The organism is Cupriavidus sp. 22TCCZM01-5, assembly GCF_057798915.1.
In genome coordinates, this window is the sequence record NZ_JBYOJR010000022.1 from 1 (window position 1) to 26,218 (window position 26,218).

Sequence of the window (26,218 nt, forward strand, 5' to 3'; positions counted from 1 at the left end):
GATCTGACAAAGGGGCGCATCAACTATCGTCACAAGTCCTGAGCGAATCCGGCGTTTCCGCGCCCCCGAAATAGCGACCACTGTTGACGCCACCGTGGAATGGGCCATCTTCCTCTTCATCCAGGTCCGAACGAGAGTACAAGCTTTGGCTCCACATAGCACTCCCATCCACGAAGCGACAATACACGGCGCAAGCCAATAAGATCCGAGGTGCAAGATGCAGCGAGACAAGTCTTTGCTGGACAGAATCCTCCTGGCGCTACGGGCCGGGGTCCAGGCCTCGATGACCGATCTTCAGCTTGGCAAGGCCCTTGGCAATGTCGATCCTTCCAGGCTAGCCCACCATCTCCTGCTCCTGCAGGACCATGGGCTGGTTGAGAAAACCCCAAATATGGCGTGGCGCCTGACGTGGAACGGCCACGATCGAGCAGACGCCAGCCTGACACCCTAGTGGGTGACTGAGCGACGCGCGGAATGGCTGTTCTGGCGGAATATCCACGTGAGCCAGCACGCCTTCGCAATCGTACCGGGCGTTACCGTGTAGCGATATCCAACCCTGGTGCGAACCGTCGCTCCGCCGCCGGTCCTGCGCGTGATCTGCAGGCTCATGGCAACCGCTCCCCAGGACATGGCGCTCCTGAGCGGCCCTCCTTACAAGACAGCTTCATTTCGATCCGAGTGCGAGGAACAACATCACGCCGCCTTGGGTCGGACCGCTTGCAGATTCGAGCGGTAGAGTTTCATTGACTACGGTGGGAAAGCTCGGATTGTGCAGGATCTTCAAGCAGCCATGCCACTCGCATTGAAACGTCCGCTTCTACGGGCGAATGTCTCCAATTTACTTTTTGCGACAAGGTAGCAATGTCATCGCGAGCCTTTGCCTCTCCATAGTCAAGCGCCGCATCGACGTGGTGAAAGTAGCCGGTGCCGTCAATGAGATCGTAGGAATGTACGCTGGGAAGATCGCCTCTGATGGGCCGGCAATCCGTACGACTCAGCGGCCAGTGCAGTTCGAAATCACAGAACAAACTCGCCAAAGCGTTCAGTGTTGGATTCAGGCTCGCGGACTTAAGCTGTACGACTATCTCTTTCCGAGTCGTTTGCACGCATCGCCGCACCTGTCAACGCGACAGTATGCGAGGATCGTGCATCGCTGGATCGCCTCCATTGGCCTAGACGATTCAGCTTATGGAACGCATTCCATCCGGCGCACCAAAGCAGCGCTGATTTACCGGCGTACAAAGAATCAGCGAGCCGTTCAACTGCTTCTCGGCCATACCAAGCTTGAGAGCACAGTGCGCCACCTTGGCATCGAAGTGGACGATGCGCTCGAGATGGCTGAGCAGACCGAAGTGTAACTAGGGGGCTTGGCCGGCTAGCGGTCTTGCCAGGGTCCGGCGACAGGCCGAAAGTCTAACCAAGGAACGTTAAGAGCGCTGTCTGCGGAACTCCGGGAAAGGCCGAGCGGGGCATCTAGAACGAATGGCTGCTATCCAGAAAACCCGAATGTCCCTTGTGGTCGGCTTCTGCCCTACGCAGCCGATCCAGGAGAAACAATCGGGTTGCGCACGGCATTGGGCCGTACCCGGCCATGAAGCGCCGTTGCTCCCGCGCTCCCTCGGTCATTCGAACGTCGGCTCCTGGCAAGCTGACGGCCTTTAAGAATCGCCCCGTTGCCCTGCCCTGCTCAGGACAGGCATACCCCGCTGTCGCGCACATCGCTGCGCGCGCCGTCGGTGAAGCCATCGCGCGAGCTGATGCGGCCGCCATCGGTGTAAGGATCAGGCTTGCGCGTGCCGTCCTGGTATGGATCAAAGCCACGGACCACGCACACGGACCGGCCCTGCTGCGCGACCACGGGCAACAGTGTGGCCTCGGTGGCCGGGCGGTGCGCGCCATCGGTAAAGGCGTCGCGCTGGCCGTTGTGTCCCGGCGCGGCAACGATCAGCGCATCAGCATAGGCACCGGCGTGGGCGGCCTGGCTGAGCCCGGCGGCAAGTGCGGCAGCGGCAAGCAGGGTCTTGGCGAGAGTCTTGTGCATTGCTATCTCCAACAGGCGTGTCAGCGGCGTTGCCGCGACGGCACTCCTCGTGCAGGCGATCATCCACGGAACGGCACGGCGCGCACGGGATCGCCTCTGCCGTGCAAGCCATTGCCTGGCGCGGGGCGGCTGCCATCCCATCGTGGCAGCAGCCCCGCGCCGGACTTCTGGATCGGGGCGCAACGTGTACCTGCGCCCCGAATCGCAAGCGTGTTGCGTCAGGCGGGCCTGATGTTCTGGTTCACACGGAACAGGTTGGCCGGGTCGTACTTGCGCTTGATCTGCGCCAGCCGCGCATAGTTGTCGCGATAGGACGCCTTCACGTTGTCATTGCCCTCGTCCATCATCATGTTGAGGTAGCCGCCGCCAGCAGAGTACGGATGCAGGGCCAGCCAGTAGTCCTTCGCCCACTGCACGATGCGATCGTTGTTGGCCGGGTCGGGATCCACGCCGACAATCACGCTGGCAAAGCTGGCATCGCGGTAGCTGAAGGCCGTTTCATCGCATCCGGCGCGATGCGCCGCACCATTGATCGGATACAGGTGCATGGTCGAGTGCATCGACGGCAACTGCTGCGCGTACTTGATGTGCAGATCGATGGCCTTGTCGCTCAGGTCGCTGACAAAGTCGGCTTTCCAGTACCACTGCAAGCCCGCCGGATACAGTCCGTCGAACAGGCTCTGCAGGACTGGCCAGGGGACTGGCCCGGCAAAGTCCACGGCTGGCGGCATGGCCTCGCGAATCGGACGGAAATGCGTTTCGGCCTGATCGAGCGGGCCGGTATAGCACCACACCACGGCGCACATCTTCTGCAGGTGGACTTCGTCCGGGAAGGGCGCTGCGGGCGGCACCGTGACGAAACCAAACCAGCCATTGATGTCCTGCGGCGCGCCCAGGATGAAGTCGCGCCACCATTTCATCAGCTCGCGTGCCTGCTCCATCGGCCACAGCATCGGGCCGCCATAGACCGTGGCAACGGGATGAGCCTTGAACTCGAACGACGTCACCACGCCGAAGTTGCCGCCGCCGCCGCGCAACGCCCAGAACAGGTCGGCGTTTTCGTCGTCGCTTGCGGTGACGATGCGCCCGTCGGCCAGCACGACCTCGGCGCTGAGCAGATTGTCGATCGTCAGGCCGTAGGCGCGGCTGAGGTAGCCGATGCCGCCGCCGAGCGTCAGTCCGCCCACACCAGTGGTCGAGATGAAGCCACTCGGTGTCGCCATCCCGTAGGCACTGGCGGCGTGGTCTACATCGCCCCAGGTGCAGCCACCGCCAACCCGCAGCGTCTTGCGTCCGGCATCGACAAACACGCCCTTCATTGGCGACAGGTCGATCACCAGCCCACCATCGCATGTGCCGAGCCCGGCGCCATTGTGCGCGCCGCCACGCACGGCCAGCAGCATCCCGCCGTCGCGCGCGGCGTTCACCGCCGCCATGACGTCCGCAACATCGACGCAGCGCGCGATGATCGCAGGGCGCTTGTCGATCATGCCGTTGTAGACAGCACGCGCCTGGTCGTAGGCCGCATCGCCCGGCTGAATCAGTTGTCCCCGAAAATGCGCCTTGAGCGCGGTTGCGACGGGTTCGCTCAACGAAGTTTCCATGATCGCCTCCTGTCCGGCTGGTATGCAGGAGTTTTAGCAACCTCGGCGTTTCGAAAGCGTTAGGTGAGCCGTTACATGGGGAATCCCGCCTCCCGACGGCGCGCGGCGGCCGAGCCGGAACTAACGCGCGAGTAACGCCCGTGCCTTGACGATGTCGGGCTGATCAAAGCCCTCGGTGAATCGCGCAAGCGACGCTTCGACCACCTCATGCGGATTTGCGCGCCGCTGCGAAGCCCGCAGCGTTGCCCATGACAGGGCGGCACGCAGTTCAAGCGGGAGCGCGCGTTGGGCTGTGGCGATTTCGATCGCCTTGCTCAACGATGACTCGGCTTCGGCAAGGTTGGCACTGCTGCGCAGCAGCAATTCACCGCGCAGACGGTACAGCTCGGCGTCCACCCAGTGCTCGCCAGTGCGTCCGGCACATTCGAACGCCTGGTCCAAAGCCGCCAGCGCTGCCTCGGTCTCGCCTATGTCGCCCAGGCATTCAGCCAGCATGGCCAGATAGAGCGGCAGACGCAGGCGTGCGCCCGTCGCGTGGAAACCCTCGATCGCCGCCTGCATCGCCACCACGGCATCGGCACCGGGCGACTGTTTCGCGTTCGCCCAGGCGAGCAGCATGCCCGCCCAGGCGAGGTAGTAACCTACGTGGTACTGCTCGGCGATCTCGTGTGCCAGCCGGGCATAGTGCAGCGTGAGACCGTGCTCATGTCGCAGCGCATGCTGCGTCGCGAGATATGACAGCGCGAGCGCCTGGGAGAACGGGTGTGCTAGCCGGTTGGCCATCTCCAGCGCTTCCTGTCCACGCCGCAGGGCCTGATCGGCAAGCCCCCTGAACCACAATGCGTGCGCCGACCACGCGGCGGCCAGCACGCCGAAGTTAGCGCCCATCAGCGACGCATGCTCGGCGTGTTGGGCTTCGTCATAGGCGCGGTGCGCGCGTTGATACGCGGGCTCGGCAGCCATCCAGTCGCCTTGCTGGACCAGACTACCCATGACGCTGGTCCATGCCATCACAGAGTAAGTATCGGAGCCCGCCGGCCCCAATCCCGCAATCAGTTCTTCGCTCAGGCTACGTGCCTGTGCAAGTTCCGCCTTCACTGCCAGGAAGAATGAAAGGCTGGCCTGGGCGCGTGCCTGCTGACTGGTGTCACCCGCCAGCCGGCTCAGTTCCACCGCGCGTCGCAGCGGCGCCTCCAGTTCCGGGGCTGCCCAGCCCCGCGCGATGCGAATCGGTGGCGCAAGGTCGAGCTGCAGGGCCAGAGATTGACTGGCGCGCTCCTGCGGATCGGCAATCCGGTCCGCTTGCACCAGCCCGCGCGTCAGCAATGCAATGGCATCGTCATAGGCATAAACACTCTGCGCAACGCCGGCCGCACGCCGATAGAATGCCGCCGCCTGGGCCGCCAGGCCCGCCTGCTCATAGTGCGAGGCGATCTGCGCGCTGGCCGCGTCGGGCGCATCGCCTGATGCCTGTTCGAGCGCTCGCGCCACGCGCAAATGCAGGCGGCGGCGCTGCAGCGGGCTCACTTCGGCGTATGCCACGTCGCGGATCTTGTCATGGCTGAAGTCAAACGCCAGGCCGCCGCCGTCGGTCTGGCGCACGATGCGCCGCTGCCACAACTCGTCCAGCGCGCCTGCCAGGGCATCCTCGCCGAGGTCGCTGGCCTGGGCGAGAATGTCGGTCGTGAATGCCCGTCCAATGATTGCCGCAACCCCGACGATATCGCGGGCGCCCGGAGCAAGCTGTGCCAGCCGGTTCGAGATGATGGTGTAAACCTTGGGCGGCAACCTCGGCGCCATTCCGCCCTGTGCGTCCCCGACCGGCATGGCGTCGGAGCGTGCCCGCATCATTTCAACCGCAAACAACGGGTTGCCTTCGCTCTCTTCGAACAGCCGGGTCGCCTCCGTGTCGGCCAGCGGCCGGTCCAGGATCTGGGCCGCTATCTTTGCCGTTTCGGCGGCGTCGAGTGTCCCCAATGAGATCTCGATGAACTGGTCGTCGCGGCGCAGTGCGTCCAGCAGCCGGTTCGCCGCGTGTCGCGGCATGATTTCCTCGGGCCGCGCGGTTGCGACGACCATGAGCCTTGCCGTCGCGTCGAAACGCATCAGGAAGCGCAGCCATTCGAGCGTCTCGCCGTCGCACCATTGCAGGTCGTCGAGCAGCAACAGCAGCGGCCCGCCTGCTGCAAGCACCGCTCGCGCAAGCGCCTCGAAGAACCGTTGGCGTTGCCAGTATTCGGTAAGCGGCGACGGCGGCGACAGTCCGGATTGCTGCGTGAGGAGTTCGGGCAACAGGCGCGTGACCTCGGTCAGCCACAGACTGTCGAGCTTGCCGATCGCGCCACTCAGGGCAGGGCTGCGCAGCCAACCGGTTACCGGCGCAAAGGCGAGCTGTCCCTCGGCCGCATAGGCGCGCGAATGCGCCACGGTGATGCCTTGCTCGGCCAGATGGACGAGCAGTTCCTCCGCCAGGCGCGATTTGCCGATGCCGGCTTCGCCCAGGACCAGGACAAATTGCCTGTCGCCCAGCTGGGCACGCTGCCAGACCTCAAGCAGCCGGCGCCATTCCCCCTGCCGGCCAATCATTGGCAACATCGCATCGCGCGGACGTTGGCGCTGCATTGACGCGGCCTGCGCAGCCAGCCGCGCATAGGCTTCGCGCATGAGTTCACCGGGCAGGACACCCAATTCGCGAGCGAGTGTTTCCACGCAGCTGCGATAGGCGCGCATGGCCGATGCGTGATCGTGGTTCAGCGCATGCAGGCGCATCAGCGCCAGGCAGGTGGGTTCGCGGCACGGGTCGAGCCGCTGCAGCTGCTGTGTGTACTTCAACGACTTGGCATAGTCTCGCCGGTCCTCACTCAGTTGACCGAGGCGCGCGAGCGCCGCGATGCACTGTTCGCGCAACCTTTCGCGCTCGGGGTGGATCCACTCGTCGTAGCAGTTGGCCAGCAGGTCACCGCGATAGAGATCCGCGGCATGCGTCAGCCACTCTTCTTCCGCGCCCGCGTCGCCGTGCCTTGATGACCTTGCCGCAGCCCCAAGCGCGGACTGGAACTGCGCTACATCGAGGTCGAGCGCCGAATCTGGCAGCCATCGCACCGTTTGCGCATCGGCATGGACAAACTGATCTGCCTCCGGCCAGGTCTTGCGCAGCTGAAACAGCAGTTGACGCAGGGCATTGCGCGCCTGTGCCTGCGAGGAATCAGGCCAGAACAACACGGCGAGCTGCTGCCGCGTCTGCGGTGCGTCGCGATGCAGGACAAGGCAGGCGAGCAGCGCCTGCAAGCGGGAGGCATTTGCGTTGAACAGGGGCGCGTCGGCGCCGTCGAGCTGGAACTCGCCAAATAAACGGACGGAGAAGCGGGCCTGCGAAATCATGCTGGAGCGCAATGCGGCACAGAGCGATGGGGGGACTCCTGTGGGCAGCGTGCGGTCGCACTGCGTCAGCGCTTGTGCGGGAACTCTCCCACACCCACGCCCGCGCGAGAGCCATTCGTGACTATACTCGCGTTGGCGAGAGCAGCCGGAGAACAGGCCGAGAATCCGTACTCACTCTCTGTCAGGACGCAGCAAGAAGTCAATGGTGTCGTCTCTGACCGACCCAAGCCGAGGCTTAGTGCGATAAAGCCGTTTTGCCAATACATTTCGAGGCGGGGAGGAAGTTGATCCCAAGATACTTCCCTGCCTCACGGGGGCGATGCGTGTCAGCACGGGGGAATCCGGCATGCGCCTGAAATTCTATGCAATCGCCGCTGTAGCCGCCGCCGTCGGCCTGATTGGTCTTGGGCGCTTTGCCGACATTCTGGTCGATTGGCTATGGTTCTCCTCGGTCGGTTACGCCAGCGTTTTCCGGATCAAACTGTCCGCCCAGGTGCTCATTTTTGTTGCCGTGTTTGTTATCTCGGCGGGCACCATATGGGTGACGGGATTCCTGGCGCATCATTATGCGAGCGGCCCTCGCCTGCTGGCAGCACCTTCCGGAAGACCGCAATTCTTTGGCGAGCCCGGCGACGTCGCAGCGCGCATCCCGTGGCGCACCAGCATCGCCAGCGCTGCTGTCATCCTCGGACTGGTCATCGCCGGCAGTGAAATCCCGCAATGGGACATGGCGCTTCGCTTCCTGCATCAAGTGCCCTTCGGCGAGCGGGATCCGATCTTCGGCAAGGACATCGGCTTCTATCTCTTCTCGTTGCCCGTCTATATTGCGCTCAAGAGCTGGCTGTATTGGCTGCTGCTTTGCAGCGCGGCCATCTCAGGCATGATTTATGGGCTGTACGGCGACATTGCGCTCGCACCGCCCGCCCCAAGGCTCTCCCCCGCCGCCGCGGCGCATGGCTCTGTCCTCCTCGGCCTGTTCTTCGTGCTGAAGGCATGGTCCTACTGGCTCGATCGCTATTTGCTGCTTTACGGCGACAACGGTGTCGTGATTGGCGCCAGCTATACGGACCTCCACGTAGAGTTGCCAGTCTTATGGCTGCTCATGGGCGCCGCAATCGCCGCAGCCATCGTCGTGTGGGCCAATATTCGCCTGCGCGACTATAGAGTCCCGGTCGCCGCGGCCTTCGCTGTGTTGGGTGGCTCATTCCTGCTTGGCCTGATCTACCCGATGCTGTTCCAGCGTTTCTATGTCAAGCCGAGCGAGCTGGAGCTGGAAGCGCCATATATTGCGCACAATATCGCGTTGACCCGGAGGGCCTATGGCCTCGAGCAAATCGAGGTAAAGCCGTTCCCGGCCGAGCAGGCACTGAATCTCGCCTCGATCCAGTCCAATCGGGCGACCATCGACAATATCCGCCTATGGGACGTGGAGCCGCTGCTGGATACCTATGCACAGCTGCAGGAGATCAGGACCTACTACAAGTTCCTCGCCCTGGACATCGACCGCTACCGGCTTGAAAGCGGCTACCGGCAGGTGATGCTGTCCGCCCGCGAACTGGAACCAGCGATGCTTCCGGCGAATGCAAAGACCTGGGTTAACCTGCACCTGCTGTTCACCCACGGCAGTGGCATCGTCATGTCGCCGGTCAACGAGAAATCGACGGAAGGTCTGCCTTCCCTTTACCTGCGGGACATTCCACCAGTCGCCAGTGGCGGCCCGATCATCGGGGAACCGCGCATCTACTTCGGTGAAGGCCGGCTCGACTATGTCATCGTAAAAGGCCGTGTGCCGGAATTTGACTACCCGAAGGGAAAGGACAATACCTACACGGTCTACACGGGTCGCGACGGGATGGCGATCGGCAGCATTGCGCAACGGACCCTGTTTGCCTGGCAGCTCGACGATCCCAACATCCTGCTTACCGGATATGTCACGGACAACAGCCGGATCCTGATTCGTCGCAATATCCAGGATCGGGTACACACCATCGCCCCATTTCTGAGCCTGGACCAGGACCCGTATATCGTTGCCAGCGGTGGAAGACTCTATTGGATTCAGGACGCCTATACCACCAGTCGCTGGTTCCCCTACTCCCAACCAGGTTTCGGCGCCGACGCAAACTACATTCGTAATGCAGTCAAGGTGGTGATCGATGCCTATGACGGCGCCGTCGGCTTCTATGTCAGTGATCCCGCCGACCCGATCCTGCGGACGTACCAGCGCATCTTCCCGGACCTGTTCAAGCCTCTGGCAGCCATGCCGCCGGACCTGATGCAGCACATTCGCTATCCCGAGGACCTCTTCCGGATCCAGGCGAGGCTCTACGGCGCCTACCATATGGACGCGCCCGAGGTCTTCTACAACCGCGAGGATCTTTGGCAATTTCCCCGGGGGTTGGCCGGCATCGACGGCGGCAAGGCCCCCGGCGCGGCAATGCCGCCGATGGCTCCCTACTACATGATCATGCGGCTCCCTGGCGAAGCCCAGGCCGAGTTTATCCTCATGCTGCCAATGGTGCCGAGTCAACGCGACAATATGATCGCCTGGCTGGTGGCGCGATGCGATCCGCCCGAGTACGGCAAACTCGTCGTCTACGCTTTCCCCAAGGAAAAACTGGTCTTCGGTCCCTTCCAGATCGAGGCACGCATCCAGCAGAATACGGAAATCTCGCAGCAGATCTCGCTATGGAACCAAATGGGTTCCCGCGTCATCCGCGGGCATCTTCTGGTGGTGCCGATCGAGAACTCAATTCTGTATTTGTCCCCGCTCTACCTGCGTGCGGCGTCCGGCCAGCTGCCCGAATTGAAGCGCGTCATCGCTGCCTATGGTGATCGTGTGGTGATGGAAAACACTCTGGACGAAGCCATCGCGGCGCTCTTCAAGGAGGCCGGCCCCTTGGCCTCACCCGCCCGTGGCTCGGAGAATGCGCAGGCCCGGGACGCTCTCAAGCACTATGACCGCGCGATGGAGCGACTGAAAGCAGGAGACTGGAACGGCTTCGGCTCGGAAATCGATGCACTCAGGCCCCTGCTGGAAAATCTGGGCGCTGGTCACCCCGAAGATCGCAGGTGAGGCATCTGTTCGCGGTCTGGCCTTGATGGTCGGAGGGCGGCAGGACAGACTGTGGCGGCCTGAGGATGTATATACTCGCGGATCAAATACATATGGCCTGAAGCAAAGGCAGTTGGTAACGGCACAGCAGATGCCGAAGACAGAATAACTCGCCGCGCCATGGCGCCGGAAGCGGGTGGAATCGAGCCAATCCGATGGGTCACACACCTTCACGAACCCAGTTGCTGGCCACTACGGTCAGCGGCACCGTGCCTGCCATTCCCAGTACACCGCGCTATGGCAGCGGTGCTTTTCACTGGGACGGCTTTGTCCTGGAGCGTCATCTCCTGGCCGCCGGCACCCTGGACACCACGGTGATGCCTGTGCACTGCCTGGCCATCCCCGTCAACCGGCATCCCGTCCCGATCCGCTGGCACCTCAACGGGAGGCGCCTGGACGGCGCGATGGCGCCAAACCGGGTCTATTTCCGCGCCGCCGGCGACGCACTTTCGAGCGCCTGGTCAGCCCCGCTGGATGCTGTCTATTTTTCCGTTCAGCCTGATGCCGTTGTCCTGGCTCATGAGCAGACGCACGAACGCCGCGCGCAGGATCTGCGCTCCGACTTCGCCGGAGCGGCCGACAGTGGCCTGGTGCAGCTGGTCCTGACCCTGGACGCCCACGTCAAGGGCGGCAGCGTTGGCGGTAGTCTTTTCGAGCAATCCCTGCTGCTGGCAATCAGTTTGCGCGTGGGCCTTCTATATGGCGCCAACGGGCGGAACACAACGACTCCCGCGGTCGCGCCGCAGCGGGGCCTTTTGCCGAGGCATACGCTCGCGCGGCTGGATGATTTCATCTTCGCCCACCTCTCCCAGCCGCTCACCATCGAGGCGATCGCGGCGGCGGTCCATATCAGCCCCTTTCATCTGTGCCGGATGTTCCGCAAGACGCGCCAGGTCAGTCTTTGGCAGTATGTGCTGATGTGCCGCATCGAGTATGCGCGCAAGCTGATCCGGCGACACCCCGATATGCCTCTGGCCGATGTGGCAACCGCCAGCGGATTCGATTCCTACACCCAGTTCTTCGCCGCCTTCCGTAAGTTCAGCCGGACGTCACCAAGCGACTTTCGGGGCCATGCTGGTGCGCCGGCCAGCCAGGCCTGACCAGTCCCCCGAAAATTTGCGCAAGAAACCGCAAGTGGCAGCGCGGCGTATCCCGTATTGTCCGAACATTCCCCTGAATGGGGGATAGCGCCAGACAGGGCAAGACGGGCCACGGGCCGCGCGAAGCAAGCGCCCGCAGGTCCGCAGCCGATGCCATCCAGGGGGGAAGGCAATGAACGATGAAGCCGTGCACCAGACCATACGCGGCCTGTACGAGGGCATTCTTGACGAGACCGCCTGGCGGTCCAGTCTGGCCCGCCTGCGCGACGCCAGTGAAAGCATGCATGCCTCGCTGGTCGAGTACACGCCTCTCAACCACCGGTTCCGGGTCAACGAGATCCATGACCTGAACCAGGAACTGGTCGATGCCTACAATGGCCACTACCAGGCTGAAGACCCGTCGCGGACATACACGCGCCAAATGGCCGTGGGGGACTGGTATATCGACTCGCGCGACCTGGGCCAGGCCGGCATGATCCGCCTGCCCTTCTACCGCGACTTCATGCACAGGTTCAGGCTGGGCTCCGTCATGGGTTGCCTGGTCGAGCGCAAGCCATATCAGGATATCTATTTTTCCCTGCAGAAGCCCATTGGATGCCGGCCCTACCAGGCTACCGATGCGCGCAGGCTAGGCTGGGCGATCCCTCACCTGCGCCAGGCACTGAGCCTGAGGGAGCGCACACAGGACGCCAGCGTGCTGGACGAACTGTCCGCGCGAGTGCTGGAGCAGTTCCCCTTCGGCCTGATCGTCTTCGCACCTGACGGCAAGGTGCTGCTCAGCAATGGCTCCGGCGAGCGCTGGGTGAGGCGGTTGTTGCCAGGCAGCCAGGGGGCGTCATTGGGGCAGGTGCGCCATGACGGTTGGCGCCTGAGAAAGTCATTCCCGGAGATGCTGAGCGCGGCTTGCAGTCCGGGCGCGGCCGTCGCGGCCCAGGCCACGCATGCCTGCGACGACAGCGGACAAAGCGCAAGCGTCATTGTGCTGCCGTTGCCGCCGGCGCATCGCCTGGCCAGGCAATGGCAGCGTCCCGCCGCGCTCGTCGCCATACGCGAGGCCGGCACTGCGCCGCCCATGTTGTCGGGCGTGTTGCGCGAACTGTTTGGTCTCACGCCATCCGAAATTCGCCTGGCGACCCTGCTCACAACGGGAGTCGGATTGCCCGAGGCCAGTGCGCGGCTGTCCATCGGGCACGAGACCGCTCGCAGCCAGCTCAAGATGATTTTCAACAAGACCGAGACGGGTTCCCAGGCAAGGCTCGCTCATCTGCTGACTGAACTGGGTACGTGCGTTGGATCGGGAGGGGGCCGTCGTCCGGCCAGCGAAACAAGCTAATTCCAACGGCCTGGAATCCGCACCCGCGCCTACCTTGCTTGTCAGCCTTTCTGGGCGCGCAAGTATTCCGTACTGACATCATTGGTTTCGGTAATTGCATGCTGATGCGCCAATCGGGCCCAAATGCGTTCAGCCTCAGCATCGAAGCATGGCCAGCCCGACAGCAAGTAACGCCGTCCGCTTGCGGTGGTACCGACGCCGGTGTCAACGTCAAAGGACCGGATGGCCGTACTCACACGTCCGGTCTGGGTCTCTACACAGAATCCGACGAAGAATCGATCACCTCGCGCTGTCTCGCGGACCCGCCAGCGTTCGAGCGTAACCTGTGCTTGCAAGTCGACAGGCGCAGCGGTTTTATCCAGCATGAAGAGAAGCAAAAAAAAGAAGCGCGGAAATACCGCGCTTTTGAATAACCGTACCAGATACGGGGAGCGTTCTGGAAGAAGAGGACACGGCCTCCGAAGTCAATTTATCCGGCTGCCGCATCAAAGACAATTGAAGATTTTTAAGAATGGATTTAAAAATCGCAAGAGAGGTCCATGACCGACTCTTAGCCACTACGGACTGCCGGGAGGCACGACTCAACGGCGTTGACGGGATATCCAGCCTGGTGCCGAGCCGATCGCTGGCGCGCTCGGTTCACCGCCAGAACCACAGCAGCGACAGCCCGCACGCCGCCACCAGCAGCACGAACGAGGCTGCCGCCAGCAATGCGCTGATCTCGATTTCCCTGCGCTCAAGTGCGAAACGGGCGCTCAGCTGGCGATACACCCGCGTCAGGTCCGCGGCCGAGCCAGCCTCGAAGTACTCGCCGCCGGTGAGCGTCGCGACCGCGCGCAAGGTGGGTTCATCCGGCTGCATGGTGTAATCCAGGCTCGACACTGCCGCACCCGCGTCCTGTGACGTGCCGAAGCCCACGGTATAGACGCGCACGCCGCGCTGAGCAGCCATGCGCGCGGCATCCAGAGGGTCCGGGCCGGTGGTGCGGCGACCGTCACTGAGCAGGATCACCGCACCGTGCCGGTAAGAGCCCGGCTGCGCCACCTGCCGCTCCTGCTCGCGCTTGCGGACGGCTTCCGCCGCGGCTGCCTCCGTCAGCGATCTCCCGCCCGTGCCGGGCGCAAGCGACTCGCCGCCGAAGAGGATAGCTTCCAGGTCGATGCCATCATCGGGCAACAATACCGCCAGCGCCTGGATCAGCCCGCTGCCTGTTGCCGTGCCCTGCTGCAACTGGAAGCGATCGACCGCGTCGAGCATGTCCAGCCGGTTGTAGGTGGGGGGAAGCACTACGATTGCCGTGGCGGCAAAGGAGACAATGCCCAGGCGCACGCTGGCCGGTAGCCCGATGATGAGATCCCGTGCAGCTTGCTGGGCGGCGCTGATCCGGGTTGGCGCGACGTCGGCCGCCGCCATGCTGCGGGAGACATCCATGGCCAGCACCAGGGTGATGGTGTCAGACGGCAGCGTGATGGGCGCGACAGGACGGGCGCAAGCCAGCAGGGCCGCGCCCAGCGCGACGAGAAAGAGCAGCGGCGGGATGTGGCGCCGCAGCCGTTGATGGCGAGCCAGCGCGGCGCGCGGCAGCGCAAGACTGCCATACAACAGGGCGATTTTCTTGCGTCGCGTAATCAGGTACAGGTAAGCGGCTGCCAGCAGGGGGAGCGAAGCCAGCAGCCAGAGCATTTGGGGCCAGAGAAACCGCATCCCTTGCTCCTTGGCGCATCAGTAAGACGATAGTACCGTACATGGAAGGACCGCCCTCGGGCGGTCTTTTGCCTGCGCGACCCCACTGGCCGCTTCGGGCATTTCGAGCGTCACTTCGGGCGGCTGCGGATTAGGCCACCACTCATTGACCTCTCAACGACGGTGGGGCCCGCAGAACGGTCCGCCAATCAATTGCACAGCATACCTGGGAGAGACGCCCCGTAACTGGTTATCCCATGACAGCTACCGCTTTGGTTGACGGAAGTGCCGTCCGAGTCCAGTTCCCGGTCGAGCGGAAATTTTCCGACCTTGGTGCAGCAAAAACGAAACTCGATCGACGGTGCCGGGACATCCGTCATCGCAGGGGAAGCCCTGTCGGCTTGCTCATCTGTGAGGACACTTTTCGTCCCCGAGGGGGCCTTGGCGGCGTGCTTGGGTGCCGGGGCATTCTTCATCGCCGGGAAGGGCTTGGCGGGCTGGCCTGGTGCCGGCACATTTCTCGTCGCCGGAGCAACCTTGGTGGGTTGCTCGGGTGTCGGAACGTTTTTCGTGGCTGAAACAGCCTTGGGGGCCTGCTCCGCGTTCTGGTCCTCCGAGACGCACCGCCCCTTCTCGCAAATTCGCTCCCCTTTGCACTGCATGTCATATTGGCATCCATCTGCACTGGCGTAGGGAGCAAACCCTACCGCCGTTGACATGGCGAGAAGCAAGCCTAGCGCTTTCATACTAACTCCGCCCCGTTGCGTGCTGGGCCTAGCCGGTGGTCAAGGACGCGACCGTCACCACCGCTGGTCGTTTCCAGTATGGAATGTGCACGCGCCAAGCGCCAGCCAACGCTCCTCAATCCAATGCGGGTACGGGTGTGGAACGATCTCGCCGGATTGTTAATCCGGCGCATGTAGCGCCAAGTGTTCAAGAGAGCACAACGGAGTTTCCCGCGGAAGCCGCTGTCAGGGCCTTGTGGGCGGAACACGGCCGCATGCTCCGGCAGGCTAGAACCGATACCCCAGGCCCAACACCATCACATCGGTATCCCGGCTATTGGTCGTCACGGTGCGATGCCAGGAAAAGCGCGTGGTCCAGGACGGGCTGATGCGATAGCTCGCCGACATGGTGAACAGGCCCAGAGTACGCGTGACGCCGCCACCGTCGTCATGGTCCCGCGCGAAATAGGGGCCAAAACCGATACCAAGCGTCAGGTGGTCATTGAAGAATGGCCGCACCAGCCAGGCTTGCGCTGCCAGCCCCTGCCGGCGCACGACCCGGGCATCGCCCTCGTTCAGATAGGTGGCCGTGAGGTCCACGTACGGCAGGATGCCGCGCCGGTACTCGGCCGCATAGGCTATGCCGCTTGGGGAGTCAAAGTTATTGACAATGGTGGTACCGCCGAAGACGGTGAACTCATTGTGGGTCGTCAGTCTGCTGTACGAAGGCGGAGGCACAACCGGGCCATCCCTGCTCCCCCGATCGAGCTGGTAGCCCACGCCGATCAGGAAGGTATTGGTGTCGATGCTACCGAATGCCTGCGCACGGTTGTATCGCGCCTGCAGGATCCACGGACCACCATTGATATACCAGGCGCCTGCCGCGCTAATCAGGATGCCCCACCCATGCTGGTCATTCACGCCGCCTTCGGCGGTCTTCACGGTGGTATCGAAATAACGGTACGGACCGACGCCAAGCGAGAAAGCAAAGCGCCGGTCCGCCGACAGCCACCGCCCCCACAACTGCGCGCTGTGGCCGTCGCGATGGTGGTTGCTAACGTGCCCCTCGTTCAGATAAGAGAAGGATGCGTAGACGTTGTCGGTCAGGTTATGGGCGTATTCATAAGTGTAGCCATATGTCTTCTCTCCCAGCGACGGCGTTTGTTGCAGCCCGCCAAGTACATAGAACTCCTGGGCGCTGGCTGCAGGGTGGATGGCCATCAGCGACACTGCGCAGAGCGCGGCGTACACCAGGTGACGCAGGCCGTCCCAATGGGTCCGGCCGGACACAAGGCGATATTGCATAGGCGGGGCTCCCGGTTGCGCATGCCAGGTGCCCATGATGCTGTGTTCATCGAAGCGCTTCAAGCCCCCACAGCGCCAACGCAACACTATTGACACGACGGAACGGGAGGTCGACGACGCGATTGCCGGCTTGTCTCAGCGCTCGTCCCTGACCTGCACCTTGCCGTCCTCCACCCGGACCGGAAAGGTCGCCACCGGCTCGTATGCGGGCGGGCACAGCGCCTCGCCCGTCAGCAGGGAAAAATGCGAGCCGTGGCGCGGGCACACGACTTCCTGGCCTTCCAGGTCGCCGCCGCAAAGCGGCTCGGCCTCGTGCGAGCAGAGGGCCTCGATGGCGTAGTAATGGCCATCCACATTGAATACCGCGACCTCTACCCCATCGACATCGACATTGCGGCAAGTGCCCGGCGCGAAGTCCTCGGCGCGGGCGACATCGATCCACTCGCTCATCTCAGATCAGCCCCAGTTCCAGGCGGGCCGCCTCGCTCATTCGTGCTCTCGACCAGGGCGGGTCCCATACCAGTTCAACCTCGACTTCGTTCACCCCGCTGGCTTCCATCACGGCCTCCTGCACCACACTCGGGAAGGCCTGTGCCACCGGGCAGCCCGGCGCGGTCAGCGTCATCCGGATGCCCACCTTGCCGCTGGCTTCGTCCGCCGATAACTGGTAGACCAGGCCAAGGTCGTAGATGTTGACCGGGATCTCGGGGTCGTACACCGTACGCAAGGCCGCTATCACCCGCCCTTCGAGGCTGTCCGGCTCAGGCTCGAACCTGTCTTCGTGTTCCTCGGCCTTGCGCAGCCAATCGATCATGCTCATTGCTTCACTCCGTCGAGACCGGCCTGGCGCTGTTCTCCAAAGCCGCTTGCATGGTGTGCCAGGCCAGGGTTGCGCACTTCACGCGTGCCGGGAACTCGCGCACGCCGGCCAGGACCTCCAGCTTGCCCATCGGAGAGCTGGCCAGCCCCGGCTCTCCGGTCACCAGCGCGTGAAAGCCCGAGAACAAGGCCCGTGCCTCCGCCTCGGTCTTGCCCTTGAGCGCTTCTGTCATCAGCGAGGCCGAGGCGGTGGAGATGGCACAGCCCGAGCCCTCGAAGCTGGCGTCCTCGATCACTCCGCCGCGGATGCTCAGGTACAGCGTCAGCCGGTCGCCGCACAGCGGGTTGAAGCCCTCGGCGCTGCGATTCGCTACCGCCAGCCGCCCGAAATTGCGCGGCGAGCGGCTGTGGTCGACCACCATTTCCTGGTAGAGGTTGCGCAGGTCAGACATCAGGCGAATACCTCCTGTGCCGCGCGCACGGCAGCAAACAGCGCATCCACTTCTTCACGCGTGTTGTACAGCGCGAAGGACGCGCGCACCGTAGCAGGCACGCCGAAGCGCTCCATCACGGGCATGGCGCAATGGTGGCCGGCACGGACCGCCACGCCGTGCTGATCGAGGATGGTGCCGACATCGTGGGCATGGATGCCGTCCAGGGTGAACGAGAGGATGCTCGCCTTGTCGGTTGCCGTGCCGATCATGCGCAGCCCGGCGACCTGCTCCGCCCGCGCGGTGGCATAGGCGAGCAGCGCATGCTCGTGGGCGGCGATGGCCTCCAGGCCGACCGCGCGCACATACCCGATGGCCGCGCCAAGGCCGATGACGCCGGCGATATTGGGGGTGCCGGCCTCGAACTTGTAGGGAAGATCGTTGTAAGTGGTTTTATGGAACGTGACCTCGCGGATCATGTCCCCGCCGCCCTGGTAAGGCGGCATGGCATCGAGCAGCGCAGCCTTGCCATAGAGCACGCCGACGCCCGTGGGGCCGTAGAGCTTGTGCCCGGAGAAGGCGTAGAAATCGCAATCGAGCGCCTGTACGTCGACCTTGAGGTGCGGCACCGCCTGGGCGCCATCGATCAGCACCGGGATGTCCCGGGCATGCGCCAGCTCGATGATGTCTCGCACCGGGTTGACCGTGCCGAGCGCGTTGGAGAGGTGCGCCAACGCGACCAGCCTGGTGCGGGGGCCGAGCAACTGCGCGAACTGTTCCAGCATCAGCTCGCCGGCATCGTTGATCGGCGCCACCTGCAGCAAGGCGCCGGTGCGCTGGCACGCCAGTTGCCACGGCACGATATTGGAGTGGTGCTCCATCGCACTGATCAGGATCTCGTCGCCCGGGCGCAGGCGCTGGCCGAAGCTTGCCGCCACCAGGTTGATCGCCTCGGTGGTGCCGCGCACGAACACGATCTCCTCGCGCCCGGCCGCGTTGATCAGGTCACGCACGGCGTCGCGTGCGGCTTCGTAGGCATCGGTGGCGCGCTGGCTCAGGGTGTGCAGGCCGCGGTGGATGTTGGCGTTGAGCGCGCTGTAGTAACGCGCTTCGCAATGGATCACGCTTTGCGGCTTCTGGGTGGTGGCGGCGTTGTCCAGATAGACCAGCGGCTTGCCGTTGACGGTCTGGCGCAGGATGGGGAAATCCTGGCGCAGCCGCTCTGCTTCCAGGCCGGCGGGCGGCACCGCGCGTTCCACGGCCGTCAGTTCATGCGCTGCCGTGTTCATGGCAACTCCTTCACAGGCTCCGGCAGCTTGCCGCGCAGGAGCGCTTCCAGCCGCGTGCGCAATGGGGCGGGGCCGAGCCGGCTGACAATCTCTTCGGCAAAGGCAAAAGTCAGCAGGGCACGCGCCGCGGCATCGTCCATCCCACGCGAGCGCAGGTAGTAGATCTGCTCGGCATCGAGCTGGCCGACGGTGGCGCCGTGGCCGCACTTGACGTCGTCGGCATAGATCTCCAGCTGCGGCTTGGTGTCCACCTCGGCCTGGTCCGACAGCAGCAGGTTGCGGTTGGACTGGTGGGCGTCGCTGTGCTGGGCGTCGGCATGCACCACCACCTTGCCGTTGAAGACCGCGCGCGAGGCGCCCGCCAGCACGCCCTTGTACAACTCGCGACTCTTGCTGTGCGGGCTGGCGTGGTCGATGCGGGTGTGGTGGTCGATATGCTGCCGCCCGGCGGTCATATACAGCCCGTCCAGCGAACATTCGGTATGCTCGGCATTCAGCCCGACTTCGATGTCGACCCGCGCGAGGGCGCTGCCCAGCGCAATGGAACTGGAGGCGAAGCGGCTACCCTGCTGCTGGTCCAGATTGACGCCGGCAAGATGGAAGGCCTTGAGGCTCTCCTGCTGCAGCTTGTGATGTTCGACCTGCGCATCGCGTTCGGCAACAATGTCAGTGAGGGTATTGGTGCAATAGCCCAGGCCATCCAGGCCCGAGTGGTGCTCGACGATGCAGACCCGGCTGCCGGCTTGCGCCACCACCACATTGCGCGCATGGGTTGCCAGCTCGCCGGCGGTGACAAGGAACAGCAAGTGGATCGGCTGTTCCGCGACGGTTCCGGCCGCCACGCGGATACAGGCACCATCGGTCATGAACGCCATGTTCAGGGCGGCGAAACCGGACGGGTAATGGCTTGCGCCGCGCAGCAGCGGCGCTTCCAGGCAGTCCGGTGCGTGCTCCAGCGTCGCGGCGAGGCTGGCGAGCTCAATCCCCGCAGGCAAGGCACCGATGCGCGACCATTGCGGCTGGTGCACGCCATTGACGAACACCATCAGGTGCGCGCCGGCCAGGGCGAACGCCTCGATCCGCGCTGCCACCGCAGCGTCCAGGCCGTCGCCGGCCTGCGGCAGTGCCACGGCAAAGCGGCTTCTCTCGAGTGCGGCCACGCTGGTGTATTTCCAGTCCTCCTGGCGCAGCGTGGGAAACCCGGCTTGCGCGAAATGATCCAGCGCCTGGCGGCGCGCGTGCGCGAGCCAGCCCAGGCGGCGGCCGGGCAGCGCAGCCTCGACGCGGTCGAACTCGGCGAGATAGTGCTCCAGTCCGCTTGCGCTCATGCTGAGGACTCCATCCCGATGACGGCTTGCGCCTCTATCGCGGCATAGCCGCTGCGCTCCAGTTCGCGCGCCAGCTCGGGCCCGCCGGACTTGGCGATGCGGCCTTGCGCAAGCACGTGAACCTGATCCGGCACGATGTAATCGAGCAGGCGCTGGTAGTGCGTGACCAGCACAATGGCGCGTTGCGGGCTGCGCATGGCTTCGATGCCCCTGGCGACGATCTTGAGCGCATCGATGTCGAGACCGGAGTCGGTCTCGTCCAGAATGGCGAGCCGGGGCTCCAGCACCGCCATCTGCAGGATCTCGTTGCGCTTCTTCTCGCCGCCGGAGAAGCCTTCATTCACCGAGCGGTAAAGCAGGTCCTGGTCCATCTCCATGAGCTGGAGCTTGTCCTTGACCAGGGCGAGGAAATCCATGGCGTCCAGCTCCGGCTCGCCGCGGTGCTTGCGAATCGCGTTGAGCCCAGCCTTGAGCAGGTAGATATTCGAAACGCCGGGGATCTCCACCGGATATTGGAAGGCGAGGAAAATGCCAGCGCGGGCGCGCTCTTCAGGCGGCATGCCAAGCAGGTTCGTACCGTCGTAGAGGACTTCGCCCGCAGTCACGGTAAAGCGGTCGCGCCCGGCCAGTACATGGGCCAGGGTGCTCTTGCCTGAACCGTTGGGGCCCATGATGGCGTGCACCTCGCCGGCCTTCACGCTGAGGTCGATGCCGTGCAGGATGGGCTTGTCGTCGACGCTGACGTGCAGCTTGCGAATCTCAAGCATGGCTGGCCTCTTTCTCCAATGCGCCCGCAGCGCGCCCCGTGCGCGCCACCGTTACCCGATACTGCCTTCCAGGCTCACGCCCAGCAGCTTCTGGGCTTCCACCGCGAATTCCATCGGCAGCTCCTTGAAGACTTCCTTGCAGAATCCGTTCACGATCATCGACACCGCATCCTCGGCGCTGACACCGCGGCTCTGGCAATAGAACAGCTGGTCCTCGCCGATGCGCGAGGTCGATGCCTCGTGCTCGACCTGCCCGGTGGCGTTCTTCACCTCGATATAAGGGAAGGTGTGGGCGGCGCATTTGTCGCCCAGCAGCAGCGAATCGCACTGCGAGTAGTTGCGCGCGCCGACTGCGCTCCTGGCCATCCTCACCAGCCCGCGGTAGGCATTCTGGCCGTGACCGGCCGAAATGCCCTTGGAAAGGATGGTGCTCCTGGTATTCCTGCCAAGGTGGGTCATCTTGGTTCCGGTGTCCGCCTGCTGGTAGTGATTGGTCAGCGCGACCGAATAGAACTCGCCGACCGAGTCGTCGCCCTGCAAGATCACGCTTGGATACTTCCAGGTGATGGCGGAGCCGGTCTCCACCTGGGTCCAGGAAATCTTCGAGCGCGCGCCGCGGCAGTCGCCGCGCTTGGTGACGAAGTTGTAGATGCCGCCCTTGCCTTCCTTGTCGCCCGGATACCAGTTCTGCACGGTCGAGTATTTGATCTGTGCATCTTCCAGCGCGATCAGCTCGACCACTGCGGCATGCAGCTGGTTCTCGTCGCGCATTGGCGCGGTGCAACCCTCCAGATAGCTGACGTACGCGCCCTGGTCGGCGATGATCAGGGTGCGCTCGAACTGGCCGGTGTTGCTGGCATTGATGCGGAAGTAGGTCGACAGCTCCATCGGGCAGCGCACCCCTGGCGGGATATAGCAGAACGATCCGTCGCTGAACACGGCGGAGTTAAGCGAGGCGAAGAAGTTGTCGGTATAGGGCACGACCGAGCCGAGATACTGCTGCACCAGCGCCGGATGCTCCCGCACCGCCTCGGAAAACGAGCAGAAGATGATGCCGAGTTCGCCCAGTTTCTGCTTGAAGGTGGTGGCCACCGAGACACTGTCGAATACCGCGTCCACCGCCACGCCTGCCAGCAGTTCACGCTCGTGCAGGGGCACGCCCAGCTTCTCGTAGGTACGCAACAACTCCGGATCGACTTCGTCCAGCGTCTTTGGTCCCGCTTTCTGGGAGCGCGGCGCGGCATAGTAAGCAATCGCCTGGTAGTCGATGGGCGGGTGCTTGACCGTCGCCCAGTGCGGCTCGGACATCGTCAGCCAGTGGCGGAAGGCCTTGAGACGCCACTCGCGCATGAATTCCGGCTCGCCCTTGATGGCCGAGATCATGCGGATCACGTCCTCATTCAGCCCGCACGGCACCGTGTCCGTCTCCACGGGCGTGTAGAAGCCATGCTTATAGCCTTGGCTGATCAGTTCATCGAGCTTGCGTGCCGGGGTTGCCATGTTCTGCTTCACTTGCCACTGTTATCGACATCACGAAATGCCAGCTTGCGGCCCGTGTGCGCGTCGGGCGTGCAAGGCGCCAATATCTACCGCGTGCAGTACCGGTTGTGCCATATCTGCCAGTGTCACGCCGTCAAGCACCATAAAGATCACTCTGTTGATCGATTGCCAGTTGGCGCGGATGGCGCACAGACCTTCCTGCGCACACAGACCGGCAGCGACGCTGCACTCGGTCACGCCGGCCGGGCCTTCCATGGCGTCGATCACCTGTGCGATCGAAATCTGTTCCGGCGGCCGTGCCAGCAGATAACCGCCATTGGCGCCGCGCAAAGACTGCAGCAAGTGGTGCCTTGCCAGCGTCTTCAGGATCTTGCTTGCCGTCGGTACCGGCACGCCGATCGCGCCGGCGAGCTCGGCGGCACTGTAGATCCGGCCCGGGTTTCGCGCCAGGTGCGTCATGATCACCGTGCCGTAGTCGGTCAGCTTGCTGAGTCTGAGCATCGTCGCCACCAGTATTCGCAAATTAGAACCAATCCGGTCCTCATTTGTTCCTGCATCCCTGTCTCGCATCCCTGTCTCGCGCCAGGCCAGGACATGGGGAACCGCTGCCACCAGGTCTCCGTCGACGGTGTATAGATGAATAGCCGCAGCTCGGGGCATGCCAACCCCGCGAGCGGCGAGGAGACCCGGATATGGTCAACCAACCCAACCAACCTGTTACCGTCATTACTGGCGCGAGCCGCGGCTTGGGCCGCGCCGCCGCGCGCCGGCTGGCCACCGTGGAAGGCCATCTGGTCGTCGCCACGGCGCGCAGGCCGACGGACCTCGAGTTGCTGGAGACAGAGCTCCGGCTTGCGGGTCACCCGATCGCTTGCCACTCCCTCGACGTTACGGAAGACAGCTCGGTGGCTGCGCTGGCCAACTGGCTGACCGAACGCTTCGGTCGCGTGGACGCGCTGATCAACAACGCTGGTGTTTCGCTCGACCACTACGACACCAGCCTGCTCGAACTGCCGCTCGAGACCCTGCGCCGCACCCTCGATATCAATCTTTTCGGCGTGCTGCGGGTCACCCAGGCGTTGGCGCCGCTGTTGCGCGCCAGCCGCGCCGGCCGGGTGGTCAACCTGGCTTCGGGCATGGGACAGCTGGCGGAAATGGGGAGCGGCGTGCCAGCCTACCGAATCTCGAAAACGGCGCTGAACGCCGTCACACGCATCCTGGCCGTCGAGATGAGCAATGCGGGCGTCAAGGTCAACTCAGTGTGCCCCGGCTGGTGTCGCACCGACCTGGGCGGCCCCGATGCGCCGCGCTCGCCCGAGCAGGGCATCGACTCCGTGGTGTGGCTGGCAACGCTGCCCGACGATGGCCCCACCGGTGGCTTCTTCCGCGATCGCCAGTCGATTCCATGGTAGCCAGATTCGGATTGACCTGATTGTCGCCTGTCCTATAATTTAAGTGCTGACTGAGACACGCCTTGACAAAGCGGAGGTAGGTCAGCGAAACGATCGTGCTTCCTATATGAAGCGTGATCGTGCAGGCCTCACAAGCCTGCAGGTCCGAACCGGATCATGAGTTGCTGACCCGGTTCGGACGCAGACGCCCACGGTTGGAAGCACTGAGCACCTGCAGAAGGTGCTTTTTTGTATGGCTCATTGAGGTATGCCGGGGAGCCACGCGCTTGCCGCGCGCCTTGTTCTGCGCCACAGCTGTCCCGCTGGCCTGCCTGAAGATCATGACGAGGAACCGGCTCGCCACAGAAACCTCGCCTTACCTCCGGCAACACGCGGAGAATCCGGTCGACTGGTATCCCTGGTGCGAAGAGGCGTTTCGCCGCGCGCGCGACGAGGACAAGCCGGTGCTGCTTTCCGTCGGCTATGCCACATGCCATTGGTGCCACGTCATGGCGCACGAATCGTTCGAGAATCCCCGGATCGCCGGCCTGATGAACGAGCGTTTCATCAGCATCAAGGTTGACCGGCAGGAACGTCCCGACCTCGACGACATTTACCAGAAAGTCCCCCAGATGATGGGACAGGGCGGCGGCTGGCCGCTCACGGTGTTCCTGACACCGCAAGGAGAGCCGTTCTTTGGTGGCACCTACTTTCCGCCGGAGGACCGCTACGGGCGCCCCGGGTTGGAGCGTGTGCTGCTGAGCCTGAGCGAAGCCTGGACGCATCGCCGCCAGGAACTGCGCGATACCATCGCGCAGTTTCAGCAGGGGTTCCGGCTGCTGGAAGACGCGGACCTGAGCCGTGAAGCCGCGGAAGTCGAGGACCTGCCCGCGCAGACAGCCCTCGCCCTCGCGCGTAATACGGATCCGATCCACGGCGGGTTGGGCGGAGCGCCCAAGTTTCCCAACGCAAGCGCCTACGACCTCGTGCTGCGCATCTATCAGCGAACTGGTGAACCCGCGCTGCTTGAAGCGCTGGAGCGCACGCTCGACAGCATGGCGGCCGGCGGCATCCATGACCAGCTCGGTGGTGGGTTCGCCCGCTACAGTGTCGATGAACGCTGGGCCGTGCCCCACTTCGAAAAGATGCTTTACGACAACGGCCAGCTCGTCAAACTGTACGCGGACGCCTATCGCCTGACCGGCAAGCAAGCCTGGCGCCGCGTATTCGAGGGGACTATCGCGTACATTCTGCGGGACATGACGCACCCCGATGGCGGCTTTTATGCTGGCGAAGATGCCGACAGCGAAGGCGAGGAAGGCCGCTTTTATGTCTGGACGCCGGCCGAGGTGAAGGCGGTCCTGGGCGACTCTGAGGGGGCCCTGGCGTGTCGCGCCTACGGCGTGACCGACGGCGGGAACGTTGCACCCGGCAGATCGGTGCTCCACCGTGCGCTCACGCCGCCCCTCGTGGAGGAGGCGCGACTCGAAGGCTGGCGCGAGCGGCTGTTGGCAGCACGCGCCCAGCGTGTGCGCCCCGGCCGTGACGACAACATTCTCGCCGGCTGGAACGGTCTCATGATCCAGGGGCTTTGCACGGCTTACCAGGCGGCGGGCAACCCCGCACACCTCGCCGCCGCACGGCGTGCCGCCGGCTTTATCGAGGACAAGCTCACCATGCCGGACGGCGGCGTGTACCGGTGCTGGAAGGACGGCACAGTCAAGGTGCCAGGGTTCCTGGAAGACTATGCCTTCCTGGCCAACGCTCTGATCGATCTCTACGAATCCTGCTTCGACAGGCGATACCTTGATCGCGCAGCCGAACTCGTGGCACGGATACTGGATAAGTTCTGGGAAGAAGGGCTGTATTTCACGTCCCACGATGCCGAGCCATTGGTGCACAGGCCTCGCGCGCCATACGACAGCGCCTGGCCGTCGGGCATTTCAGCCAGCGTGTTCTCCTTCCTGCGCTTGCATGAACTCACCGGCGAGGATCGCTACCGTGACTTCGCCGAGCAAGAGTTCCAGCGATATGGGGCTGCCGCCACCGCGGCCCCGGCCGGCTTCGTGCACCTCCTTGCCGCCAGGGACTTCGCGCAGCGCGGCGCGCTCGGGATCCTGTTTGCCGGCGATAAGGCGGCTGCCGCCCCATTGGTGAAAAGCGTTCACCGCGCCTACCTGCCGGCACGCGTCCTGGCATTCGCCGAAGACGTTCCGGTCGGCCAGGGGCGGCAACCGGTCGACGGCCGGCCGGCAGCCTACGTGTGCCGACATCGCACCTGTACCGCGCCGGTAACCACCGCCCAGGCGCTCCTTGAACGCTGCGCGGCGTGACTGTCACGATGCGACCCGGCCTTTGCCGCGATTCCTGAGGATCCGCAGACCAAACTGGATTGGCGGCGACCGCGCT

Annotated in this window: 21 protein-coding genes; 7 read left to right on the forward strand and 14 right to left on the reverse strand. The window is 63.8% G+C overall.

Annotation, left to right across the window (positions count from 1 at the left end):
• Window positions 1-827: 827 nt before the first annotated feature.
• Window positions 828-1,358, forward strand: a complete 531-nt coding sequence (locus AC3FNH_RS19920) for a tyrosine-type recombinase/integrase (RefSeq protein ID WP_488721313.1) — start codon at window positions 828-830, stop codon at window positions 1,356-1,358.
• Between the two features lie 329 nt (window positions 1,359-1,687).
• Here the strand turns inward: AC3FNH_RS19920 and AC3FNH_RS19925 are convergent, their stop codons facing one another.
• From AC3FNH_RS19925 to AC3FNH_RS19935, 3 genes are all read right to left on the reverse strand, one after another.
• The gene (locus tag AC3FNH_RS19925; protein ID WP_276102097.1) at window positions 1,688-2,041 is read right to left on the reverse strand and encodes a hypothetical protein; all 354 of its coding nucleotides are present in this window, start codon (window positions 2,039-2,041) and stop codon (window positions 1,688-1,690) included.
• Between the two features lie 218 nt (window positions 2,042-2,259).
• Complete coding sequence (locus tag AC3FNH_RS19930; RefSeq protein ID WP_488721314.1) at window positions 2,260-3,645, reverse strand: FAD-binding oxidoreductase; 1,386 nt, start codon at window positions 3,643-3,645, stop codon at window positions 2,260-2,262.
• A gap of 120 nt (window positions 3,646-3,765) precedes the next feature.
• Window positions 3,766-7,026, reverse strand: coding sequence for an AfsR/SARP family transcriptional regulator (locus AC3FNH_RS19935; RefSeq protein WP_488721315.1), 3,261 nt, complete (start codon window positions 7,024-7,026; stop codon window positions 3,766-3,768).
• 319 nt (window positions 7,027-7,345) lie between these two features.
• Here AC3FNH_RS19935 and AC3FNH_RS19940 point away from each other — a divergent pair, with 319 nt between their 5' ends.
• The 4 genes from AC3FNH_RS19940 (at window position 7,346) to AC3FNH_RS19955 (ending at window position 12,984) form a co-directional block, all read left to right on the forward strand.
• Window positions 7,346-10,099, forward strand: a complete 2,754-nt coding sequence (locus AC3FNH_RS19940; RefSeq protein WP_488721316.1) for a UPF0182 family membrane protein — start codon at window positions 7,346-7,348, stop codon at window positions 10,097-10,099.
• A gap of 221 nt (window positions 10,100-10,320) precedes the next feature.
• Window positions 10,321-11,238: a helix-turn-helix transcriptional regulator gene (locus tag AC3FNH_RS19945; protein WP_276102101.1), complete on the forward strand. Its 918-nt coding sequence runs from the start codon at window positions 10,321-10,323 to the stop codon at window positions 11,236-11,238.
• Between the two features lie 172 nt (window positions 11,239-11,410).
• Window positions 11,411-12,571, forward strand: coding sequence for a helix-turn-helix transcriptional regulator (locus AC3FNH_RS19950; RefSeq protein WP_276102102.1), 1,161 nt, complete (start codon window positions 11,411-11,413; stop codon window positions 12,569-12,571).
• A 98-nt stretch (window positions 12,572-12,669) separates the two neighbouring features.
• Complete coding sequence (locus tag AC3FNH_RS19955) at window positions 12,670-12,984, forward strand: hypothetical protein (RefSeq protein ID WP_488721317.1); 315 nt, start codon at window positions 12,670-12,672, stop codon at window positions 12,982-12,984.
• A gap of 226 nt (window positions 12,985-13,210) precedes the next feature.
• On the opposite strand, the gene AC3FNH_RS19960 is transcribed toward AC3FNH_RS19955, so the two are convergent.
• From AC3FNH_RS19960 to AC3FNH_RS20010, 11 genes are all read right to left on the reverse strand, one after another.
• A complete protein-coding gene (locus AC3FNH_RS19960) occupies window positions 13,211-14,275 on the reverse strand; it encodes a VWA domain-containing protein (RefSeq protein ID WP_488721318.1) in 1,065 nt (354 codons plus the stop codon).
• 188 nt (window positions 14,276-14,463) lie between these two features.
• A complete protein-coding gene (locus AC3FNH_RS19965; protein ID WP_488721319.1) occupies window positions 14,464-15,000 on the reverse strand; it encodes a hypothetical protein in 537 nt (178 codons plus the stop codon).
• Between the two features lie 267 nt (window positions 15,001-15,267).
• Entirely contained in the window at window positions 15,268-16,347 is a 1,080-nt protein-coding gene (locus AC3FNH_RS19970; RefSeq protein WP_488721320.1) for a TonB-dependent receptor, read from the reverse strand.
• A gap of 72 nt (window positions 16,348-16,419) precedes the next feature.
• Window positions 16,420-16,734 (reverse strand): Rieske (2Fe-2S) protein, encoded by a 315-nt coding sequence (locus tag AC3FNH_RS19975; RefSeq protein ID WP_488721321.1) that lies wholly within the window; start codon window positions 16,732-16,734, stop codon window positions 16,420-16,422.
• A gap of 1 nt (window position 16,735) precedes the next feature.
• Complete coding sequence (locus AC3FNH_RS19980) at window positions 16,736-17,104, reverse strand: SUF system Fe-S cluster assembly protein (protein ID WP_276102107.1); 369 nt, start codon at window positions 17,102-17,104, stop codon at window positions 16,736-16,738.
• Between the two features lie 4 nt (window positions 17,105-17,108).
• Window positions 17,109-17,555, reverse strand: coding sequence for a Fe-S cluster assembly sulfur transfer protein SufU (gene sufU, locus AC3FNH_RS19985; protein WP_488721322.1), 447 nt, complete (start codon window positions 17,553-17,555; stop codon window positions 17,109-17,111).
• The gene (locus AC3FNH_RS19990) at window positions 17,555-18,823 is read right to left on the reverse strand and encodes a SufS family cysteine desulfurase (RefSeq protein WP_488721323.1); all 1,269 of its coding nucleotides are present in this window, start codon (window positions 18,821-18,823) and stop codon (window positions 17,555-17,557) included. The genes sufU and AC3FNH_RS19990 overlap by 1 nt, the downstream gene beginning before the upstream one ends.
• A complete protein-coding gene (gene sufD, locus AC3FNH_RS19995) occupies window positions 18,820-20,151 on the reverse strand; it encodes a Fe-S cluster assembly protein SufD (RefSeq protein ID WP_488721324.1) in 1,332 nt (443 codons plus the stop codon). Before sufD ends, AC3FNH_RS19990 begins: the two co-directional genes overlap by 4 nt.
• A complete protein-coding gene (sufC, locus tag AC3FNH_RS20000) occupies window positions 20,148-20,918 on the reverse strand; it encodes a Fe-S cluster assembly ATPase SufC (protein ID WP_488721325.1) in 771 nt (256 codons plus the stop codon). Before sufC ends, sufD begins: the two co-directional genes overlap by 4 nt.
• 51 nt (window positions 20,919-20,969) lie before the next feature.
• Window positions 20,970-22,418, reverse strand: a complete 1,449-nt coding sequence (gene sufB, locus AC3FNH_RS20005; protein ID WP_133098054.1) for a Fe-S cluster assembly protein SufB — start codon at window positions 22,416-22,418, stop codon at window positions 20,970-20,972.
• Between the two features lie 30 nt (window positions 22,419-22,448).
• Entirely contained in the window at window positions 22,449-22,919 is a 471-nt protein-coding gene (locus tag AC3FNH_RS20010) for an SUF system Fe-S cluster assembly regulator (protein ID WP_276103299.1), read from the reverse strand.
• Window positions 22,920-23,110: 191 nt separating this feature from the next.
• Here AC3FNH_RS20010 and AC3FNH_RS20015 point away from each other — a divergent pair, with 191 nt between their 5' ends.
• Window positions 23,111-23,830, forward strand: coding sequence for an SDR family oxidoreductase (locus tag AC3FNH_RS20015; protein WP_488721326.1), 720 nt, complete (start codon window positions 23,111-23,113; stop codon window positions 23,828-23,830).
• 320 nt (window positions 23,831-24,150) lie between these two features.
• Complete coding sequence (locus AC3FNH_RS20020; RefSeq protein WP_488721387.1) at window positions 24,151-26,142, forward strand: thioredoxin domain-containing protein; 1,992 nt, start codon at window positions 24,151-24,153, stop codon at window positions 26,140-26,142.
• The last annotated feature ends 76 nt before the right edge of the window (window positions 26,143-26,218 follow it).

Coding starts and splice junctions, on each gene's coding strand:
- AC3FNH_RS19940 (WP_488721316.1), top strand. CDS start 7,346: ATGCGTGTCAGCACGGGGGAATCCGGCATGCGCCTGAAATTCTATGCA.
- AC3FNH_RS20020 (WP_488721387.1), top strand. CDS start 24,151: ATGACGAGGAACCGGCTCGCCACAGAAACCTCGCCTTACCTCCGGCAA.
- AC3FNH_RS19975 (WP_488721321.1), bottom strand. CDS start 16,734: ATGAGCGAGTGGATCGATGTCGCCCGCGCCGAGGACTTCGCGCCGGGC.
- AC3FNH_RS20015 (WP_488721326.1), top strand. CDS start 23,111: ATGGTCAACCAACCCAACCAACCTGTTACCGTCATTACTGGCGCGAGC.
- AC3FNH_RS19920 (WP_488721313.1), top strand. CDS start 828: ATGTCTCCAATTTACTTTTTGCGACAAGGTAGCAATGTCATCGCGAGC.
- AC3FNH_RS19925 (WP_276102097.1), bottom strand. CDS start 2,041: ATGCACAAGACTCTCGCCAAGACCCTGCTTGCCGCTGCCGCACTTGCC.
- AC3FNH_RS19955 (WP_488721317.1), top strand. CDS start 12,670: ATGCTGATGCGCCAATCGGGCCCAAATGCGTTCAGCCTCAGCATCGAA.
- AC3FNH_RS19990 (WP_488721323.1), bottom strand. CDS start 18,823: ATGAACACGGCAGCGCATGAACTGACGGCCGTGGAACGCGCGGTGCCG.
- AC3FNH_RS19960 (WP_488721318.1), bottom strand. CDS start 14,275: ATGCGGTTTCTCTGGCCCCAAATGCTCTGGCTGCTGGCTTCGCTCCCC.
- AC3FNH_RS20010 (WP_276103299.1), bottom strand. CDS start 22,919: ATGCTCAGACTCAGCAAGCTGACCGACTACGGCACGGTGATCATGACG.
- sufB (WP_133098054.1), bottom strand. CDS start 22,418: ATGGCAACCCCGGCACGCAAGCTCGATGAACTGATCAGCCAAGGCTAT.
- sufC (WP_488721325.1), bottom strand. CDS start 20,918: ATGCTTGAGATTCGCAAGCTGCACGTCAGCGTCGACGACAAGCCCATC.
- AC3FNH_RS19950 (WP_276102102.1), top strand. CDS start 11,411: ATGAACGATGAAGCCGTGCACCAGACCATACGCGGCCTGTACGAGGGC.
- AC3FNH_RS19935 (WP_488721315.1), bottom strand. CDS start 7,026: ATGATTTCGCAGGCCCGCTTCTCCGTCCGTTTATTTGGCGAGTTCCAG.
- AC3FNH_RS19965 (WP_488721319.1), bottom strand. CDS start 15,000: ATGAAAGCGCTAGGCTTGCTTCTCGCCATGTCAACGGCGGTAGGGTTT.
- AC3FNH_RS19980 (WP_276102107.1), bottom strand. CDS start 17,104: ATGAGCATGATCGATTGGCTGCGCAAGGCCGAGGAACACGAAGACAGG.
- AC3FNH_RS19930 (WP_488721314.1), bottom strand. CDS start 3,645: ATGGAAACTTCGTTGAGCGAACCCGTCGCAACCGCGCTCAAGGCGCAT.
- sufU (WP_488721322.1), bottom strand. CDS start 17,555: ATGTCTGACCTGCGCAACCTCTACCAGGAAATGGTGGTCGACCACAGC.
- sufD (WP_488721324.1), bottom strand. CDS start 20,151: ATGAGCGCAAGCGGACTGGAGCACTATCTCGCCGAGTTCGACCGCGTC.